The organism is Pseudomonas sp. 32_A (assembly GCF_017490905.1).
In the GTDB taxonomy this organism is placed as follows: Bacteria; Pseudomonadota; Gammaproteobacteria; order Pseudomonadales; family Pseudomonadaceae; genus Aquipseudomonas; species Aquipseudomonas inefficax.
Window position 1 is genome coordinate 11,952 of the sequence record NZ_JAFGYI010000048.1, and the last position, 16,867, is coordinate 28,818.

The window sequence follows — 16,867 nt, forward strand, 5'->3', positions numbered from 1 at the left end:
CCTCAAGACATGCGCTATCCCTGTGGGAGCCTGGCTTGCCAGCGATCGAGGGCGCAGCCCTCGCAGAAGCTCACTTGGCCGCCGGCGCTTTAGCCTTGAGCAGCGCACACAACCGCGCCGTAGCTTCGACCATCTGCCCACTGGGCCGCTCCAGGCCTTTGTCTGGCACTACCAGTAAACGATCATCAGCCACCGCACGCAATTGCGGCCACGCCTTCCAACTCGCCAGCTGCGCTTCATTACCCGCCAGAATGACCTGCGGGTTGCGCAGCAGCACAGATTCCACATTTACCTGCGGCGCCGGCTGGGTAAGATCGGCGAAAACATTACGCGCCCCGCAAACGGCCAGAGCATCGCTGACCACCTGCTGGCCACCGAGCGTATACAGCGGCCGGTCCCAGACCTGGTAGAACACCTGCAACGGCTCGTCCCGTCGGTACTGCTGGCGTAGCTGACGCAACCGCTCACGCAAGGCTTGTGCATACCGATGGCCCTGTTCGGCACGGCCGATACGTTCGGCGATGGCTTCGATCTGCTCGATCAGCTGGTCGATATCATGGGGTTCTGCGCTGAAGGTGGCGATGCCCAGGCGCTTGAGCTGGTCACTTTGGGCCGGCGGCACGCTGCCCGGCCACAGCAGCAACAGGTCGGGGCGAAGGCTGAGCAGGCGTTCGAGGTTCAGTTGGCCCAGGCGCCCCACCGAGGGCAACTCGCGCAGCGCCGCCGGCCGTTCGCCACCGTCGAGCACACCTACCAGCAGGTCATCGGCCTGCAGTTCGAGCATGATCTCGCTCATCGACGGGGCCAGGCTGACCACCCGCAGGGGTTCGCCGGCCAGTGCGGCGCAGGCGAACAGCGCCAACAGACCGGGCAGCAGGCGCATCAGCCGAGCTGGCGTGGAATGCGATAGAGGTAAAGCACCACTGCGGTGGACAACGCCAACAGGATCTGTGGCACCGCCTCGAGGCCGACCAGTACCGACAAAGCGGCGACCCAGGCCGGGAAGCAGGCATACAGCATGGCCAGGCGCCGCACCCGCGCCAGCTCGATCCAGGCGGCGGGCTCTTCGCCAGTGCCGAGCACCTTTGAAGTTGCGATGAGGGCGCGCTTGTAGGCACCGAAGCGCGGCAGGCTGAGGAACATGGTCGCCGCGCCGGCAATGAACAGTGGCATGGCCAGCACCGAGGCCAGCGCATCATCACCACCGAAGGCCCAGGCCATCACTGGCAGCGGCACCAGGCCCACCGCCAGGTACTGCCACCAGGCCAGCGCCAGGCGCCGCTTGACCTCGGCGCGGGTCACGCCTGGGGCACCTCGCCCTGATGCTCGTTACCCAGCATGTGGCCCAGCTTGCCGGCCTTCGTCGCCAGGTAGTAGCGGTTGTGCGGGTTGTGCCCGGTATGCAGCGGCACGCGCTCGGCGACGACGATGTTCATGTCGGTCAGGGCTTTGACCTTGCGCGGGTTGTTGGTCATCAGGCGCAGCGACTTCACGCCCAGGTGTTCCAGCATCGGCAGGCACATGGCGTAGTCGCGCTGGTCGGCGGCAAAGCCCAGGCGCTCGTTGGCCTCGACGGTATCGGCGCCACCATCCTGCAGCTCGTAGGCGCGAATCTTGTTCAGCAGGCCGATGCCGCGGCCTTCCTGACGCAGGTACAGGAGCACGCCACGGCCTTCACGGGCGATGGCTTGTAGCGCGGCTTCCAGCTGCGAGCCGCAGTCGCAACGCTGGCTGAACAGGGCATCGCCGGTCAGGCACTCGGAGTGCAGGCGCCCCAGCACCGGCTGGCCGTCCGCGATGTCACCCAGGCTGAGCACCACGTGCTCGCGGCCGGTGGCTTCGTCGAGGAAGCCATGCATGGTGAAGGTCGCGAAAGGAGTCGGGAGTTTAGAGGCGGCAACAAAGACGACGGGCACGTTGTGCTCCTGGATAAGTAGGAAATTTCTCGTGAGCCGATTGTATCAGCAGGTTGGGGGATGTGGGCTGGCTGAATACCGTGGCTTAAGATCGAAAAGTTCGATGCTTATTAGGCCACCAATCAACCGTGCCCCACGCGGTTTCTGTGGGAGCGGGTTTACCCGCGAAGAAGCCAGCGCGGTGCCTGGCACCGGCTTCGCCGGTGTTCGCGGGTAAACCCGCTCCCACAGGGACCGCACATGCCTTGGCGCTCTGCGTCTCAATGCGGTTTGCTATCCGGGCTGAACGGATACGGCTGCTGCCAGTGCTCGAAGATCGGCTTCAGCTCGCCACTGCGCACCAGCTCGGCCATGCGCTTGTCGAACAGGTCGCGCAGGGCCTTGGCCTGGTCGTTGCGGGCAAAGGCCAGGTACAGCGGCAGTTCGGCCAAATGGCTGCGGCGGAAGCGCTCGGGGTGAGAGGCCTGGCCAAGCACGTAGTCGACCTCGGTCAGTGCATCGATGTAGTAGTCCACGCGGTCATGCTCGAGCATCGGTAAAATGCCTTCGCGGCGCTGGACTTCGCGAAACTCATGCACATTGGGCAGGTAGCTGCCGAAGTCGTAGCCACGCACCCAGGCCAGGCGATACTGGCCTATGGTCTGCTGGGTAGGCACAGGCTTGTTGACCAGCCCCAAGGCGTAGATGTGGTCCATGTCGAAATGCCAGCGCGGGTACAGGTTGTCGTCGTTCTCTTCCTTGTACGAGCCTACCCAGGCGTCAGCCTCGCCACGCTTCACCAGCCCGATCGCACGGCTGTAGGGCGCGCTCTGGGTCACCACCTTGACCCCGGCCGGCTCGAATACCTTGCGCAGCACATCCCAGGCCACCCCGGTACCGTCGGCGTTGGTGTAGTCGAGCCACTCTTCGCTGACCAGGTGGATCTGCTTCGGCACACCTTCGGCAGCCGCCGCCCACGGGGCAAGGCTCAGCAGCATTGCCAGCAGCACCGTCCTCATGGCCATCCACACGCTCCCTGTATCAGGCAACCGCCCACACCAGAACCTGCATCCCCAGCCAGGCAAACACGCCGGCCAGGATATCGTCGAGCATGATTCCGACGCCCCCATGCACATGGCGGTCGACCCAGCGGATCGGCCACGGCTTGAGGATGTCGAAGAAGCGGAACATCAGGAACCCCGCCAGCAGCCACTGCCAGCCTTCCGGCACCAGCCAGAGGGTTATCCACATGCCGACGATCTCGTCCCAGACAATGCCTTCATGGTCGTGCACGCGCAGGTCATTGGCGACCTTGCCACAGAGCCAGAAGCCGAACAGCATGCTTACGCCAAGCAGCAGCCAGTAGCCCCAGTCGGGCAGCATCTGCCACAGCGGAATGAACGGTATGGCCACCAGCGAGCCCCAGGTGCCCGGCGCCTTGGGCAAGGTGCCGGAACCGAAGCCGAAGGCGATGAAGTGCCACGGGTTGCGCCAGACCGAAGGCGGAACGAACTCCGCAGGCACCTGGTTGGGGTGATCGGTCACGGTGTCTCCCTAAAATGTTGATAGCCCCGCTGCTCGGGGGTGATGTCCCGGCCTTGTGCATCACGCAGGGTCACACCCTGCCCTTCGAGCACACGACCAATGGTATGCACCTCGATGAAACCGAGGTTCGCCAGAGGCGCCAGCGCTTCGGGCGGCAAGGTGAAGGCCAGTACATAATCGTCGCCACCGCTGAGCGCTGCCTGCAATGCCGCTTCGCGACCGAGGAACGCCACTAGAGCAGGAGACACTGGTACCTGGGCCAGGTTCACCTCAAGCGCCACACCGGACGCCTTGGCGATATGCCCGCAATCGGCCAGCAGGCCGTCGGAGATGTCCAGCGCCGCCGTTGCCCGCCCACGTAGCCACTCGCCCAGGGTAAGCTGCGGCATCGGCGACCAGTAATGGGCCAGCAGCGGCTCGGCCTGGGCAGCAGGCGCCTCGCGCTCACCCAGCACCAGCGGCAAGGCACCGGCGGCCTTGCCCAGCGTGCCGCCAACACACAGCAGGTCGCCTGGCCGAGCGCCGCTGCGGCGCAATGCCTGGCCAGCCGGCACGCGGCCGAACACGGTGACGGTGATGCTCAGCGGACCACGGGTGGTATCCCCGCCAATCAGGCTCATACGGCAGCGGTGGGCCATGCGGCTGAGGCCATTGGCGTAGGCCGCCAGCCAGTCCGGGCCTACATCAGGCAGGGTCAGGGCGAGGGTAAAGCCGATGGCAGTTGCGCCCATGGCTGCCAGGTCACTGGCCGCCACGGCCAGGGAACGCTGGCCCAGCAGTAGCGGGTCGCAGACAGCAGGGAAATGCACCCCGGCGACCAGCGTGTCGGTCGACACTGCCAGGTGTTCACCGGGGGGAAGCGCCAGCAGGGCGCAGTCATCGCCGATACCCAGGGCCACGCCTTCGCCGCCCTGCGCACAGGGCGCGGCGGCGAAGTAATGGTTGATCAGCTCGAACTCACCCATGGTTCGCAAGCGCCAGGATCAGCGCTTGTTCGCCTTGACTTCTGCTTCGCGCAGGTTCGGCGCCAGCTTGTCCAGTACGCCGTTGACGAACTTGTGACCGTCGGTGGCACCGAAGACCTTGGCCAGCTCGACACCTTCGTTGATCACCACGCGGTACGGTACGTCGACGCGCTTGATGAACTCCCAGGTGGACAGACGCAGCACGGCCAGCTCGACCGGGTCGAGTTCTTCCAGTGCCAGGTCCAGGCATGGCTTCAGGGCGCTGTCGATTTCGCTCTTGATCGCCGGGACCCCGTGCAGGATCTCGCGGAAATAAGCGCCATCGACATCGGAGAAATCGTTATCGACCCGGAACTGCGCTTCGATCTCGTTCAGCGAATGCTGCGCCATGTGCCACTGGTACAGCGCCTGGGTCGCGAGCTTGCGGGCTTCGCGGCGCTTGGCGCTCTTCGAGGGCTTGCCGGCATCCGCAGGTTTTGGATCGCGCGGGTTGAAACGATCGCTTTCGTCGCTAATCACTTGGCCTCCAACTGCGCCAGCAGGCTGACCATTTCCAGAGCGGACAGGGCAGCTTCAGCACCTTTGTTGCCGGCCTTGGTGCCGGAACGCTCGATGGCTTGTTCGATGGAGTCGACGGTCAGTACGCCGAAGGCCACCGGAACACCGAACTCCATGGACACCTGGGCCAGGCCCTTGGTGCATTCGCCCGCCACGTATTCGAAATGCGGGGTACCACCACGGATCACGGCGCCCAGGGCGATGATCGCGTCGTAGGCGCCTTGCTGGGCGACCTTCTGTGCCACCAGCGGGATTTCGAATGCACCCGGGGCACGGATGATGGTGATGTCGCTTTCGCTGACACCGTGGCGTACCAGGGCATCAACTGCACCGCTTACCAGGCTTTCGACGACGAAGCTGTTGAAGCGGCCAACCACCAAAGCATAGCGACCTTTGGGGGCGATGAAGGTACCTTCGATGGTCTTCAGGGTCATTCCGATATTCTCATCTTCAAGAGCGAGGCCGCATACAAGCGGCCTCGACAGGGGTCTGGACTCGAGCAGAGGGCGTCATTGCCGCCTCAAGTCACTCGGAGGGCACGTATTCTACAACTTCCAGATCGAATCCGGATATCGCGTTGAACTTCATCGGCGAACTCATCAGGCGCATCTTGCGCACACCAAGGTCACGCAGGATCTGCGAACCGGCACCCACGGTGCTGTAGGTGGTCGGTGCCTTGGTGGGTGCATCGCCCGCGCTTTCGCGGATGTGCGCCAGCAGCACGTCACCGTCCAGCGGGTGGCCCAGCAGCAATACCACGCCGCTGCCGGCCTCGGCCACGGCGGCCATGGCGGCGCGCAGGCTCCAGCGGCCCGGCTGCTTGACCAGCAGCAGATCGCGCAGCGGGTCCATGTTGTGCACGCGCACCAGGGTCGGCTCTTCGGCGCAGATCTTGCCCAGGGTCAGGGCCATGTGCACGTCGCCTTCCACCGCGTCGCGGTAGGTGACCAGGTTGAACTCGCCCAGCTCGCTCTCGACCGATTGCTCGGAGACGCGCTGCACGGTGCGCTCGTGGATCATGCGGTAGTGGATCAGGTCGGCGATGGTGCCGATCTTCAGGCCGTGCTCGGCGGCGAACACTTCCAGCTCGGCGCGGCGCGACATGGTGCCGTCGTCGTTCATCACTTCGCAGATCACGCCGCTCGGCTCGAAACCGGCCATGCGCGCCAGGTCGCATGCGGCCTCGGTGTGGCCGGCACGGGCCAGGGTACCGCCAGGCTGGGCCATCAGCGGGAAGATGTGGCCAGGGCTGACGATGTCTTCGGCCTTGGCGTCCTTGGCGGCGGCCGCCTGCACGGTGCGGGCGCGGTCAGCGGCGGAGATGCCGGTGGTGACACCTTCGGCGGCTTCGATCGACACGGTGAACTTGGTGCCGAAGCCCGAGCCGTTGCGCGGCGCCATCAGCGGCAGCTTCAGCGTTTCGCAACGCTCGCGGGTCATGGGCATGCAGATCAGGCCACGGGCGTGCTTGGCCATGAAGTTGATGTGCTCAGGCAGGCAGCACTCGGCTGCCATGATGATGTCGCCTTCGTTTTCGCGGTCTTCGTCATCCATGAGGATGACCATTTTGCCCTGGCGGATGTCTTCGACCAGTTCTTCGATGCTGTTGAGCGCCACGCGGCACCCCCTTCTCAATCAGGATTTCAAGAAGCCGTTGGCGGCCAGGAAGCTTTCGGTAATGCCACTGCCCTTGTTCGGTTCGGCAGCCTTGTCACCCAGCAGCAGACGCTCCAGGTAACGGGCCAGCAGGTCGACCTCAAGGTTTACCCGACGCCCTGCACGGTAGTCGGCCATGATGGTTTCGGACAAGGTGTGCGGGACAATGGTCAGCTCGAACTCGGCGCCATTGACCTCGTTGACCGTCAGGCTGGTGCCGTCGACGGTGATCGAACCCTTGTGGGCGATGTACTTGGCCAGTTCCTTCGGTGCACGCACGCGGAACTGGATGGCGCGGGCGTTATCGCTGCGCGAGATGATTTCGCCGACCCCGTCGACGTGGCCGCTGACCAGGTGCCCGCCCAGCCGGGTGGTGGGAGTCAGGGCCTTTTCCAGGTTGACCTTGCTGCCGCTCTTGAGGTCAATGAAGGCGGTGCGCTTGAGGGTTTCGACGCTGACGTCGGCCCAGAAGCCGTCGCCCGGCAGTTCGACGGCGGTCAGGCACACGCCGTTGACGGCGATGCTGTCGCCGAGCTTGACGTCACCCAGGTCGAGCTTGCCGGTTTCGACGTAGACGCGCACGTCGCCACCCTTGGGGGTCAGGCTGCGGATGGTGCCGATGGATTCGATGATGCCGGTGAACATGGGGTCTTCCTCAAAAACGGTTTGCGCGGGGCAAGCCCGGCATTATACGCCGGGCGCCGGCAGGGGGATGGCCGTGACCCGCCAGTCATCGCCCACTGCACGCATTTCGGTAATTTTCAGCCGCGGCGCTTCGCTCATCTTGTCCAGTGGCCAGTCCAGCAGCGGGCGGGCCTGGGAACCGAGGAAAGTGCCGGCGACGAACAACAGATACTCGTCGATCAGACCTTGCCGGGCGAAGGCGCCGACCAGGCCGGCACCGGCTTCCAGCAGGATTTCGTTGATGCCACGGGTCGCCAGGGCCTGCAGCAGCGCCGGCAGGTCTACCTGGCCATTGTCACCCGGCAGGCTGAGCAGTTCGTGGCCGGCAGCGGCATAGCGCGGGTCATCTGCGACAGCAGTCACCACCAGCGCCGGGCCAGCCTGGAAGAACGGGGCATCCAGCGGCAGGCGCAGGCGGCCATCGACCAGCACGCGCAGCGGTGTGCGGCTGAGTGCCAGGGCGGTGGTTTCGGCATCCAGGCCCAGCTCTGTGCCGCGCACGGTCATCCGCGCGTTATCGGCCAACACGCTGGCGGCGCTGGTCAGTACCACGCTGGAGCGGGCACGCAGGCGCTGCACCGCCGAGCGGGCGGCCGACCCAGTGATCCACTGGCTTTCGCCACTGGCCATGGCGGTGCGGCCATCCAGGCTCATGGCCAGTTTGGCGCGAACGAACGGCAGGCCGTGCTCCATGCGCTTGAGGAAACCGGGGTTGAGTGCACGGGCCTCGGCCTCGAGCACGCCGCTGGCCACTTCGATACCAGCCTCGGCCAGGCGCCGCAGGCCCTGCCCCGCCACTTGCGGGTTGGGGTCCTGCATGGCGGCCACCACCCGTGCCACGCCGGCCTTGACCAGCGCTTCGGCGCACGGCGGCGTGCGGCCATGGTGGCTGCACGGCTCGAGAGTGACATAGGCACAGGCGCCACGGGCACGCTCACCGGCCTGGCGCAGGGCATGCACTTCGGCATGCGGCTCGCCGGCGCGCACATGCCAGCCTTCGCCGACCACCTCGCCATCGCGCACGATCACGCAGCCAACGCGCGGGTTAGGGTGGGTGGTGTACAGGCCCTTGCGCGCCAGCTCCAGCGCGCGGGCCATGTAGTGGGCGTCGAGGATGGCAGCTTGGCTGGGCATGGTCACTCTTTAGCTGGCTCGCGAGCCAGGCGGTCGATTTCTTCGCGGAACTCGTCGAGGTCCTGGAAGCGACGGTAAACCGAGGCAAAACGGATATAGGCCACTTCGTCCAGCTTGCGCAGCTCGGCCATGACCATCTCGCCCACCACCAGCGATTTGACTTCACGCTCACCGGTGGCACGCAGGCGGCTCTTGATATGCGCCAACGCAGCTTCCAGGCGCTCGACGCTGACCGGGCGCTTTTCCAGTGCCCGCTGCATCCCGGCACGCAGTTTTTCTTCGTCGAAGGGTTGGCGCGTGCCGTCCTGCTTGATCAGCCGGGGCAGCACCAGCTCGGCGGTTTCGAAGGTGGTGAAGCGCTCGCCGCAGGCGACGCATTCGCGGCGGCGGCGCACCTGCTCGCCCTCGGCGACGAGGCGAGAGTCGATGACCTTGGTGTCGTTGGCACCGCAAAAGGGACAGTGCATGGTGGCAGGCAACAAAAAAAGGGAGGGCCATGGTAGCGCATCCCACTGGCAAGACAAGCCAAAGGGGTTAACATCCATGGGAAATCTGCCCGTGAAGGACTACCCCATGCACTACCGAGCGCTCGTCGTGCTGTGCTGCGCCGCCCTGCTCGCCGCCTGCGGCAGCGACAGGCCGAAGCCCGACACCCCTCCGGCACCCACGCCAGCCCGCACGGCCAAGCCGGCCGCAGTACTGGGCCCGCTGCCGGCCTACCAGCGCGAGCTGAGCGGCACCTTGCTGGAAATCCCGGCCGGTGCCGACGTGGAGCTGGCCTTGCTGGTCATCGACGAACGCGACCGCCCGCAGCGCCTGCTGGCCAGCAGCAACCTCACAGGCACCGGTCAGGCCCTGCCCTACCAGCTGCGCTTCAACCCCGAGGCCTTCCCCGCCGGTGCCCGGGTAGAGTTGCGCGGCCGCGCCAGCAGCTCTGGCCAACTGATCATGCACCTGCCGCCGGTGCGCATTACCCAGGCCCAGACCCAGGCCGTCGGCCCGCTGCGTTTCGAGAAGGCGCCGTAAGTGGCGCCAGTGTCCCTGCAACAGTCTCTGCAACAGGCCCTCAGCGGCCTGATCGGCGAAGCGCGTCTTGTCGTCAGCGAGCTGCCCGGCTGCGACCTCAAGCTTTGGCTGATCGACGACCAGAACATGGACCGTGCCTTCAGCAGCGAAGAGACCCGGCGCATTCTTGAAGAACCGCCCTACTGGAGCTTCTGCTGGGCAAGCGGCCTGGCCATGGCCCGTTACCTGGCCGAGCACCCGGAATGGGTAGCCGGCAAGCGCGTGCTGGATTTTGGCGCCGGCTCCGGTATTGCCGGTATTGCCGCCGCCCGCGCCGGTGCGCTGGAAGTGGTGGCCTGCGACCTCGACCCGCTGGCACTCGATGCCTGCCGCGCAAATGCCGCGCTGAACGGAGTGGAACTGGGTTACAGCAGCGATTTCTTTACCGAGGACGACCGCTTCGACCTGATCCTGGTGGCCGATGTGCTGTACGACCGCGCCAACCTGCCGCTGCTGGATGCCTTCCTCGGCCGCGGGCGGCAGGCGCTGGTGGCCGACTCGCGAGTGCGCGACTTCAGCCACCCGCTGTACCAGCAGCTGGGCGTGCTGGAAGCGCTGACCCTGCCGGACCTGGCCGAGCCGCACGAATTCCGCCGGGTCAGCCTGTACCACGCCAGCCGCGACACCTTATAGTGGTGGCATTAACGAGTTTGCGAGAGTCGCGATGACCCAAGACACGTCCTACATTTTCGACGCTACCGATGCCACCTTCCAGCAACTGGTTATCGAGAACTCCTTCCACAAACCGGTGCTGGTGGACTTCTGGGCCGAGTGGTGCGCGCCGTGCAAGGCATTGATGCCGCTGCTGGCGAAGATCGCCGAGGGGTACCAGGGCGAACTGCTGCTGGCCAAGATCAACTGTGATGTGGAGCAACAGGTGGTTGCCCAGTTCGGCATCCGCAGCCTGCCGACCGTGGTGCTGTTCAAGGACGGCCAGCCGGTGGACGGTTTTGCCGGTGCCCAGCCGGAATCGGCTATCCGCGCCATGCTCGAGCCGCACGTGCAACTGCCCGCCGCCCCGAGCGCATCGCCGCTGGAGCAGGCCAAGGGGCTGTTTGCCGAAAGCCGTTTTGCCGAGGCCGAAGCACTGTTGCAGGCCTTGCTGGGTGAGGACAACAGCAATGCCGAGGCACTGATCCTGTATGCCCGTTGCCTGGCCGAGCGTGGGGAGCTGGGGGAAGCCCAGGTGGTGCTGGATGCGGTCAAGACCGACGAGCACAAGGCTGCGCTGGCCGGCGCCAAGGCCCAGCTGACCTTCCTGCGCCAGGCCGCCAGCCTGCCGGAAGTGGCCGACCTGAAAAGCCGCCTGGCACAGAACCCGCAGGATGACGAGGCGGCTTATCAGCTGAGCATCCAGCAACTCGCGCGCCAGCAGTATGAAGCGGCGCTGGAAGGGTTGTTGAAACTGTTCCAGCGTAACCGTGGCTATGAGAACGGGTTGCCGCAGAAGGCGATGCTGCAAGTGTTCGAGCTGCTGGGCGGTGATCACCCGCTGGTTGGCGTTTATCGTCGCAAGCTGTCGGCGGCGATGTTCTGACCTGAGGCTCATTGCGAGGGCTTTGCCCTCGTTCGCGGGTAAACCCGCTCCCACAGGTACTGCGCAGGCCCCAAGTGCTGTGAAATCCTGTGGGAGCGGGTTTACCCGCGAATAGGCCAGCACAGGCAATACAGATTTATCCCACCCAGTGATAAACCGGCGCGTCCACGCCACTTTCCACCTTAACTTCACTGCTATGCCGCAAGCGCACCAGCAGCCGTTTACCCGCCGCCGTACTCCCGGCCAGCCCTTCCAACCGATCCAGCAATTCCGGCCCGCTCATCTGCCCTGCCAGGCGCAACACCTCACGTGCCGCAATCCATTGCCCGTCATCCTGGCGTGTTGTCGCCACGGTTTCCGTTGCTGCGGTCTGCGCCACCGCGGGCAATTCGACCTGCCGCCCCAGCTGCGCCCACTCTTCAGGCGCCAACTCGATGGTCAGATCCACAGGCCAGTCACCAATCTGTCCACGAATTCTCATGCTGCATTCCCTGAAGCCAAGTCAATGCCGCCATCCTACCGCAACATGAAACCTGCGTGATGCAGGCTGGCGGCGCGCAGAAAAGTTGTTATAACATAACTCAACCTTCCCGCCCGCTCCGGAGTAGTCCATGCGTCGCCTGTTGCTCGCCCTACCCTTCGCCTTGCTGCCCCTGGCCGTGGCCCATGCCCACGATGATGACCATGATCACGACCACGCCCACGGCACCCTTGGCGCCCACGAGCATGGCGTGGCCAAGCTCAATGCCGTGCTCGATGGCAATACCCTTGAGCTGGAGCTGGACAGCCCGGCAATGAACCTGGTCGGCTTCGAACATGCTGCGAGCAGCGACGCCGACAAGGCCAAGGTCGCGGCGGTGCGCCAGCAACTGGAGCAGCCACTGAAGCTGTTCGGCCTGCCCGCTGCCGCCGGCTGCAAGGAAGACCAGCAGGAACTGGAAAGCCCGCTGTTCGGTGATGCCCCGAAAGCCGACGACGAGGGTGACGAGCACGAGCATGGCCACCAGCACAGCGACATTGGCGCCCATTACCAGCTGACTTGCGCCAACCCCGACAAACTGGCGCAGCTGGACCTCGCTCCGCTGTTCAAGGCCTTCCCGGCCACGCAGAAGATAAACGTTCAACTGATTGGCCCCAATGGCCAGAAAGGCGTGGAAACCACGCCGGCCAAGGCCGCGGTCGCGTTCTGAATGCGCCAGCCGTTGATCGAACTGCATGACCTGGTGTTCGCCTGGCCCGGCCAGCCGGCGCTGCTGGATATTCCGGCATTCCGCCTTGAGGCTGGCGAGGCCCTGTTTCTCAAGGGCCCCAGCGGCAGTGGCAAAACCACATTGCTGGGCCTGCTGGGTGGGGTGAACGTGCCGGGCCAGGGCCGCATCCAGCTGCTCGGCGAGGACCTCGGGAGCCTGGGCCAAGGCTCCCGTGACCGCTTCCGGGTCGACCACACCGGTTATATCTTCCAGCAGTTCAACCTGCTGCCGTTCCTCTCGGTACGCGAAAATGTCGAGCTGCCCTGCCGCTTCTCGCGCAGTCGCAAGGCCCGCGCCGAGCAGCGCCATGGCAGTGTCGACCAGGCAGCCAGCACGCTGCTGGCCCACCTGGGTCTGGACGACCCCGCCATGCTGGCCCGGCGCGCCGACAGCCTGTCGATCGGCCAGCAGCAACGGGTTGCCGCCGCCCGCGCACTGATCGGCCAACCCGAACTGGTGATCGCCGACGAACCGACCTCGGCGCTGGATGCCGACACCCGCGAAGCGTTCATCCGCCTGCTGTTCGATGAATGCCGCGCCGCCGGTGCCAGCCTGCTGTTCGTCAGCCACGACCAGAGCCTGGCGCCATTGTTCGACCGCCACCTGTCGCTGGCCGAACTCAACCGTGCCGCCAAGCCCCGGGAGGCCTGATGTACCTGCTCCGCCTTGCCCTGGCCAGCCTGGCCAACCGCCGCTTCACCGCATTCCTCACCGCCTTCGCCATCGCCCTGTCGGTGTGCCTGCTGCTGGCCGTGGAGCGGGTCCGTACCGAAGCCCGGGCCAGCTTCGCCAGCACCATCAGCGGTACCGATCTGATCGTCGGCGCCCGCTCCGGCTCGGTGAACCTGCTGCTGTACTCGGTGTTCCGCATCGGTAACGCCACCAACAACATCCGCTGGGACAGCTATGAGCACTACGCCAAAGACCCGCGGGTGAAATGGGCTATCCCCATCTCGCTGGGCGACTCGCACCGCGGTTATCGGGTAATGGGCACTACCGGCGACTACTTCAGCCATTACCAGTACGGCCGCCGCCAGCACCTGGAATTGAGCCAGGGTCGCGCGTTTGCCGATGATCCGTTCGAGGTGGTGCTCGGTGCCGAAGTGGCCGAGGCATTGCACTACAAGTTGGGCGACAAGCTGGTGCTGGCGCATGGTGTCGCAGCTATCAGCCTGGTCAAGCACGACGACAAGCCGTTCACCGTGGTCGGTGTGCTCAAGCGCACCGGCACGCCGGTAGACCGTACGCTGCATATCAGCCTGGGCGGCATGGAAGCCATCCACATCGACTGGCACAACGGCGTGCCGGCCCGTGGCGCCGGGCGTATCAGCGCCGAGCAGGCGAGGACCATGGACCTGCAACCTGCCGCCATCACTGCATTCATGCTCGGCCTGAACAGCAAGATCGCGACCTTCAGCCTGCAGCGGGAAATCAATGAATACCGCAACGAGCCGTTGCTGGCGATCCTGCCAGGGGTAGCCCTGCAGGAGCTGTGGAGCCTGATGGGCACTGCGGAGCAGGCATTGTTCGTGGTGTCGCTGTTCGTGGTACTGACCGGCCTGATCGGCATGCTTACGGCAATTCTCACCAGCCTCAATGAACGCCGCAGGGAGATGGCGATATTACGCTCGGTTGGCGCCAGGCCGTGGCATATCGCGGGGCTGCTGGTGCTGGAGGCGCTGTCGCTGGCGGCGGTCGGGATCGCTGCCGGGCTTGGTTTGCTGTATGCGGGTATCGCCCTGGCACAGGGGTATGTGCAGGCCAACTATGGTTTGTATTTGCCGCTGGCCATGCCGAGCGCTCATGAGTGGACGTTGCTGGCTATCATCCTGGGAGCCGCGCTGCTGATGGGCAGCGTGCCGGCGTGGCGGGCCTATCGGCAGTCGCTGGCCGATGGCTTGTCCATTCACCTCTGAGGGCGTGCAATGATCCAATATCTCATTGGCCTCTTCGCGGGTGAACCCGCTCCCACAGGGTCCACCAAAAGCTTCAAGGCCTGCGCAAGACCTGTGGGAGCGGGTTTACCCGCGAAGAGGCCAGCACAGGCAGTACAACTTCTACTGGTTGTGCTGCTTTCAATGGCATCGCCTGCCTGGGCCTCGGAGCCCCGCGAACTGGACTGGCCCGCCCTCATCCCCGAAGGCGCCCCGCTCATCCAGCCCCAACTCGCCCCGCTGCACGATATGTCGCAACTCAGCAACGCGCTGTCCGCCGAGTCCGCCCCACCGGCGCGCCAGCAGGCCCCCGATGCCCCGGTAGTAAAAAGCCTCGACGGCCAGCAGATCAAACTGCCCGGCTACATCGTGCCTCTGGAAGTGAGCGAAGAAGGCCGCACCACCGAGTTCCTGCTGGTCCCCTACTACGGCGCGTGCATCCACGTGCCACCACCACCTTCGAACCAGATCGTGCATATTTTCAGTGAAATGGGCGTGCGCGTAGAAGACCTCTACCAACCCTACTGGATCGAGGGAAAGCTGCAGGTCAGAGCCTCCAGCAGCGAACTGGCAGACGCCGGCTACCAGATGGAAGCCGAAAAAATATACGCTTATGAGCTGAGATGAGAACTGTTTCGAATTCGTGACGACGCTTCTTTGAGCTGGGTCAAACTTTCTGTTTAACCGCATCCGTACCATTGGACTACTCGATTACTCACGTCCTTTGGGAGCTTCCATGAACAAGTCCTTGCTCAGCGCCGCCCTCGCGGCCCTGGCGCTCGCTGCCCCCGTCGCCCACGCCCACCAGGCAGGCGATGTCATCGTCCGCGCCGGTGCCATCACCACCGCTCCCAACGAAAGTAGCGGCGACCTGAAATTCGACGGCAACAAAGTCTCGGGCACCAAGGCGACCCTGGACAGCGACACCCAGCTGGGCCTGACCTTCGCCTACATGCTCACCGACCACATCGGCCTGGAGCTGCTGGCAGCCACCCCGTTCAAGCACACCGTCGGCGTCAAAGGCCTGGGCGGCGGCCTGGACGGCAAGCTGGCCGACATCAAGCAACTGCCACCGACCCTGTCGCTGCAGTACTACCCGATGGAGCCGACTTCCAAGTTCCAGCCGTATGCCGGCGTCGGCATCAACTACACCCTGTTCTTCGATGAAGACCTCAGCAGTGCACGCAAGCAGCAGGGTTTCAGCAACCTGAAGCTGCAGGACTCGGTCGGCATCGCCGGTCAGCTGGGCATGGACTACATGATCACCGACAACCTGCTGGTCAACGCCTCGGTCTGGTACGTCGACATCGACACCAAGGCCAGCGTCAACGGCCCGTCCGCACTGGGCTACAGCAAGACCAAGGTCGACGTCGAGGTCGACCCATGGGTGTACATGGTCGGCCTTGGCTACAAGTTCTGACCTGAACACGGCAGGGCGGCTTCGGCCGCCCTCGCGCGTTGCAGCCATAGCCAGTACCCCAGCGCGACCGCGCTGATGCCCATCCCAAGCCCACACACCGCTGCCCAACCCCAATGGGCATACACCCAGCTCGCCAGCACCGCCCCCGCTCCACTTCCAAGCGAATAACAACACATGTAGGCGCCGATCAACCGGCTGGCCATTGCGCCACGCCCGGCGAGCAGCATGCTCTGGTTGGTGACATGCACCGCCTGCACGGCAAAGTCCAGCATCAGCACACCCAACCCGAACGCCACCAGTGAATGCCCGACGAAGGCCGTAGGCAGCCATGACAGCAGCAGCAGAGCCAACGCCACCCCGGTGGTCCGTTCCCCCATCCCCTGGTCGGCCAGGCGACCGGCGCGCGCTGCCGCCAATGTGCCGGCAACACCCGCCAGGCCGAACAGGCCGATCTCGGTATGGCTCAGCGCCAGTGGCGCAGCACTCAGGGGCATGACCATGGCACTCCAGAGCACGCTGAACGCCGCGAAGATCAACACGCCGAACAGCCCGCGCTGACGCAGCAACCGGTCGTTCCGGTACAGCCTGAACTGGGCAACGATCAGCGCCCGGTAGCCAGACCGCAGCGCCACTGGTTGCCCTGTGGGCAGGCTGCGCCACAGCACCAGGGCCAGCAACAACAACAGCCCTGCGGCGATCAGGTACACGCTGCGCCAGCCAGCCAGGTCGGCAAGGCCACCCGAGACCAGCCGTGCCAGCAGAATGCCCAGCACTATGCCGCTGGTGACGGTACCCACGGCCTGCCCCTGCTGGCCGGGAGCGGCAAGGCTCGCTGCATGCGCCACCATTACCTGCACCATGACCGCCATCAGCCCGGTGATGGCCAGGGCCAGCAGCAATAGTGCCCAGTTCGGTGCCATGCCTACACCAACCAGCGCCACGGCCGAGAACAGCAACTGCCCGAGCAACAGGCGCTTGCGGTCGATCAGGTCCCCCAGCGGCACAATCAGCAACAACCCCAGGGCATAGCCCGCCTGGGTCGCGCCAACAACCCAACCGATCTGCTGCTGTGCCACGCCCAGGTCAGCGGCCATCGACTCGAGCAGAGGCTGGGCGAAATACACTGTCGCCACGGCCATGGCGCTGGTGATGGCCAGCAACAGGGTTATCCAGCGTGTCAGCGTAGGGTTCATCGGGCTGGCCTCGTCAATCTGGTTTCGAATT

The 16,867-nt window shown here is 64.9% G+C and carries 22 protein-coding genes; 8 read left to right on the forward strand and 14 right to left on the reverse strand.

What is annotated here, in order from left to right; genetic code table 11:
* Window positions 1-70 precede the first annotated feature (70 nt).
* From J5M58_RS22540 to nrdR, 12 genes are all read right to left on the reverse strand, one after another.
* Complete coding sequence (locus J5M58_RS22540; protein ID WP_207879689.1) at window positions 71-883, reverse strand: cobalamin-binding protein; 813 nt, start codon at window positions 881-883, stop codon at window positions 71-73.
* On the reverse strand, window positions 883-1,302 hold the full coding sequence (locus tag J5M58_RS22545) for an MFS transporter (protein WP_207879691.1): 420 nt from the start codon (window positions 1,300-1,302) through the stop codon (window positions 883-885). The genes J5M58_RS22540 and J5M58_RS22545 overlap by 1 nt, the downstream gene beginning before the upstream one ends.
* A complete protein-coding gene (gene ribA, locus J5M58_RS22550) occupies window positions 1,299-1,916 on the reverse strand; it encodes a GTP cyclohydrolase II (protein ID WP_003260612.1) in 618 nt (205 codons plus the stop codon). Before ribA ends, J5M58_RS22545 begins: the two co-directional genes overlap by 4 nt.
* Before the next feature lie 260 nt (window positions 1,917-2,176).
* The gene (locus J5M58_RS22555; RefSeq protein ID WP_207879692.1) at window positions 2,177-2,920 is read right to left on the reverse strand and encodes an ABC transporter substrate-binding protein; all 744 of its coding nucleotides are present in this window, start codon (window positions 2,918-2,920) and stop codon (window positions 2,177-2,179) included.
* A gap of 16 nt (window positions 2,921-2,936) precedes the next feature.
* Window positions 2,937-3,440, reverse strand: a complete 504-nt coding sequence (locus tag J5M58_RS22560) for a phosphatidylglycerophosphatase A (protein ID WP_004376077.1) — start codon at window positions 3,438-3,440, stop codon at window positions 2,937-2,939.
* Complete coding sequence (gene thiL / locus J5M58_RS22565) at window positions 3,437-4,405, reverse strand: thiamine-phosphate kinase (protein WP_112254095.1); 969 nt, start codon at window positions 4,403-4,405, stop codon at window positions 3,437-3,439. The genes J5M58_RS22560 and thiL overlap by 4 nt, the downstream gene beginning before the upstream one ends.
* An 18-nt stretch (window positions 4,406-4,423) precedes the next feature.
* The gene (gene nusB, locus J5M58_RS22570; RefSeq protein WP_013970674.1) at window positions 4,424-4,924 is read right to left on the reverse strand and encodes a transcription antitermination factor NusB; all 501 of its coding nucleotides are present in this window, start codon (window positions 4,922-4,924) and stop codon (window positions 4,424-4,426) included.
* Entirely contained in the window at window positions 4,921-5,397 is a 477-nt protein-coding gene (ribE, locus tag J5M58_RS22575; RefSeq protein ID WP_003255395.1) for a 6,7-dimethyl-8-ribityllumazine synthase, read from the reverse strand. Before ribE ends, nusB begins: the two co-directional genes overlap by 4 nt.
* Window positions 5,398-5,488: 91 nt before the next feature.
* Window positions 5,489-6,580: a bifunctional 3,4-dihydroxy-2-butanone-4-phosphate synthase/GTP cyclohydrolase II gene (gene ribBA, locus J5M58_RS22580; protein ID WP_021783930.1), complete on the reverse strand. Its 1,092-nt coding sequence runs from the start codon at window positions 6,578-6,580 to the stop codon at window positions 5,489-5,491.
* Between the two features lie 18 nt (window positions 6,581-6,598).
* Window positions 6,599-7,264: a riboflavin synthase gene (locus tag J5M58_RS22585; RefSeq protein WP_112254094.1), complete on the reverse strand. Its 666-nt coding sequence runs from the start codon at window positions 7,262-7,264 to the stop codon at window positions 6,599-6,601.
* A gap of 42 nt (window positions 7,265-7,306) precedes the next feature.
* Window positions 7,307-8,437, reverse strand: coding sequence for a bifunctional diaminohydroxyphosphoribosylaminopyrimidine deaminase/5-amino-6-(5-phosphoribosylamino)uracil reductase RibD (gene ribD / locus J5M58_RS22590; protein WP_207879694.1), 1,131 nt, complete (start codon window positions 8,435-8,437; stop codon window positions 7,307-7,309).
* 2 nt (window positions 8,438-8,439) lie between these two features.
* On the reverse strand, window positions 8,440-8,904 hold the full coding sequence (nrdR, locus tag J5M58_RS22595; RefSeq protein ID WP_003255402.1) for a transcriptional regulator NrdR: 465 nt from the start codon (window positions 8,902-8,904) through the stop codon (window positions 8,440-8,442).
* 106 nt (window positions 8,905-9,010) lie between these two features.
* Here nrdR and J5M58_RS22600 point away from each other — a divergent pair, with 106 nt between their 5' ends.
* The 3 genes from J5M58_RS22600 to trxA are packed head-to-tail and all read left to right on the forward strand — an operon-like array spanning window position 9,011 to window position 11,039.
* Window positions 9,011-9,463, forward strand: coding sequence for a YbaY family lipoprotein (locus J5M58_RS22600; protein ID WP_112254092.1), 453 nt, complete (start codon window positions 9,011-9,013; stop codon window positions 9,461-9,463).
* Complete coding sequence (locus tag J5M58_RS22605) at window positions 9,464-10,135, forward strand: methyltransferase (protein ID WP_112254091.1); 672 nt, start codon at window positions 9,464-9,466, stop codon at window positions 10,133-10,135.
* A gap of 31 nt (window positions 10,136-10,166) precedes the next feature.
* Window positions 10,167-11,039: a thioredoxin gene (gene trxA / locus J5M58_RS22610; RefSeq protein ID WP_112254090.1), complete on the forward strand. Its 873-nt coding sequence runs from the start codon at window positions 10,167-10,169 to the stop codon at window positions 11,037-11,039.
* A 136-nt stretch (window positions 11,040-11,175) separates the two neighbouring features.
* On the opposite strand, the gene J5M58_RS22615 is transcribed toward trxA, so the two are convergent.
* Window positions 11,176-11,520 (reverse strand): hypothetical protein, encoded by a 345-nt coding sequence (locus J5M58_RS22615; RefSeq protein ID WP_112254089.1) that lies wholly within the window; start codon window positions 11,518-11,520, stop codon window positions 11,176-11,178.
* Between the two features lie 130 nt (window positions 11,521-11,650).
* Between J5M58_RS22615 and J5M58_RS22620 the strand changes: the two genes are divergently transcribed.
* From J5M58_RS22620 to J5M58_RS22640, 5 genes are all read left to right on the forward strand, one after another.
* The gene (locus J5M58_RS22620; RefSeq protein WP_112254088.1) at window positions 11,651-12,229 is read left to right on the forward strand and encodes a DUF2796 domain-containing protein; all 579 of its coding nucleotides are present in this window, start codon (window positions 11,651-11,653) and stop codon (window positions 12,227-12,229) included.
* A complete protein-coding gene (locus J5M58_RS22625) occupies window positions 12,230-12,940 on the forward strand; it encodes an ABC transporter ATP-binding protein (protein ID WP_112254087.1) in 711 nt (236 codons plus the stop codon).
* Window positions 12,940-14,205: an ABC transporter permease gene (locus J5M58_RS22630; RefSeq protein WP_112254086.1), complete on the forward strand. Its 1,266-nt coding sequence runs from the start codon at window positions 12,940-12,942 to the stop codon at window positions 14,203-14,205. Before J5M58_RS22625 ends, J5M58_RS22630 begins: the two co-directional genes overlap by 1 nt.
* A 162-nt stretch (window positions 14,206-14,367) precedes the next feature.
* The gene (locus tag J5M58_RS22635; RefSeq protein ID WP_112254085.1) at window positions 14,368-14,850 is read left to right on the forward strand and encodes a DUF3299 domain-containing protein; all 483 of its coding nucleotides are present in this window, start codon (window positions 14,368-14,370) and stop codon (window positions 14,848-14,850) included.
* A gap of 109 nt (window positions 14,851-14,959) precedes the next feature.
* On the forward strand, window positions 14,960-15,643 hold the full coding sequence (locus J5M58_RS22640) for an OmpW family protein (protein ID WP_112254084.1): 684 nt from the start codon (window positions 14,960-14,962) through the stop codon (window positions 15,641-15,643).
* Here the strand turns inward: J5M58_RS22640 and J5M58_RS22645 are convergent.
* The gene (locus tag J5M58_RS22645; RefSeq protein ID WP_112254083.1) at window positions 15,631-16,836 is read right to left on the reverse strand and encodes an MFS transporter; all 1,206 of its coding nucleotides are present in this window, start codon (window positions 16,834-16,836) and stop codon (window positions 15,631-15,633) included. The two genes, J5M58_RS22640 and J5M58_RS22645, sit on opposite strands and share 13 nt — an antisense overlap.
* Between the last annotated feature and the right edge of the window lie 31 nt (window positions 16,837-16,867).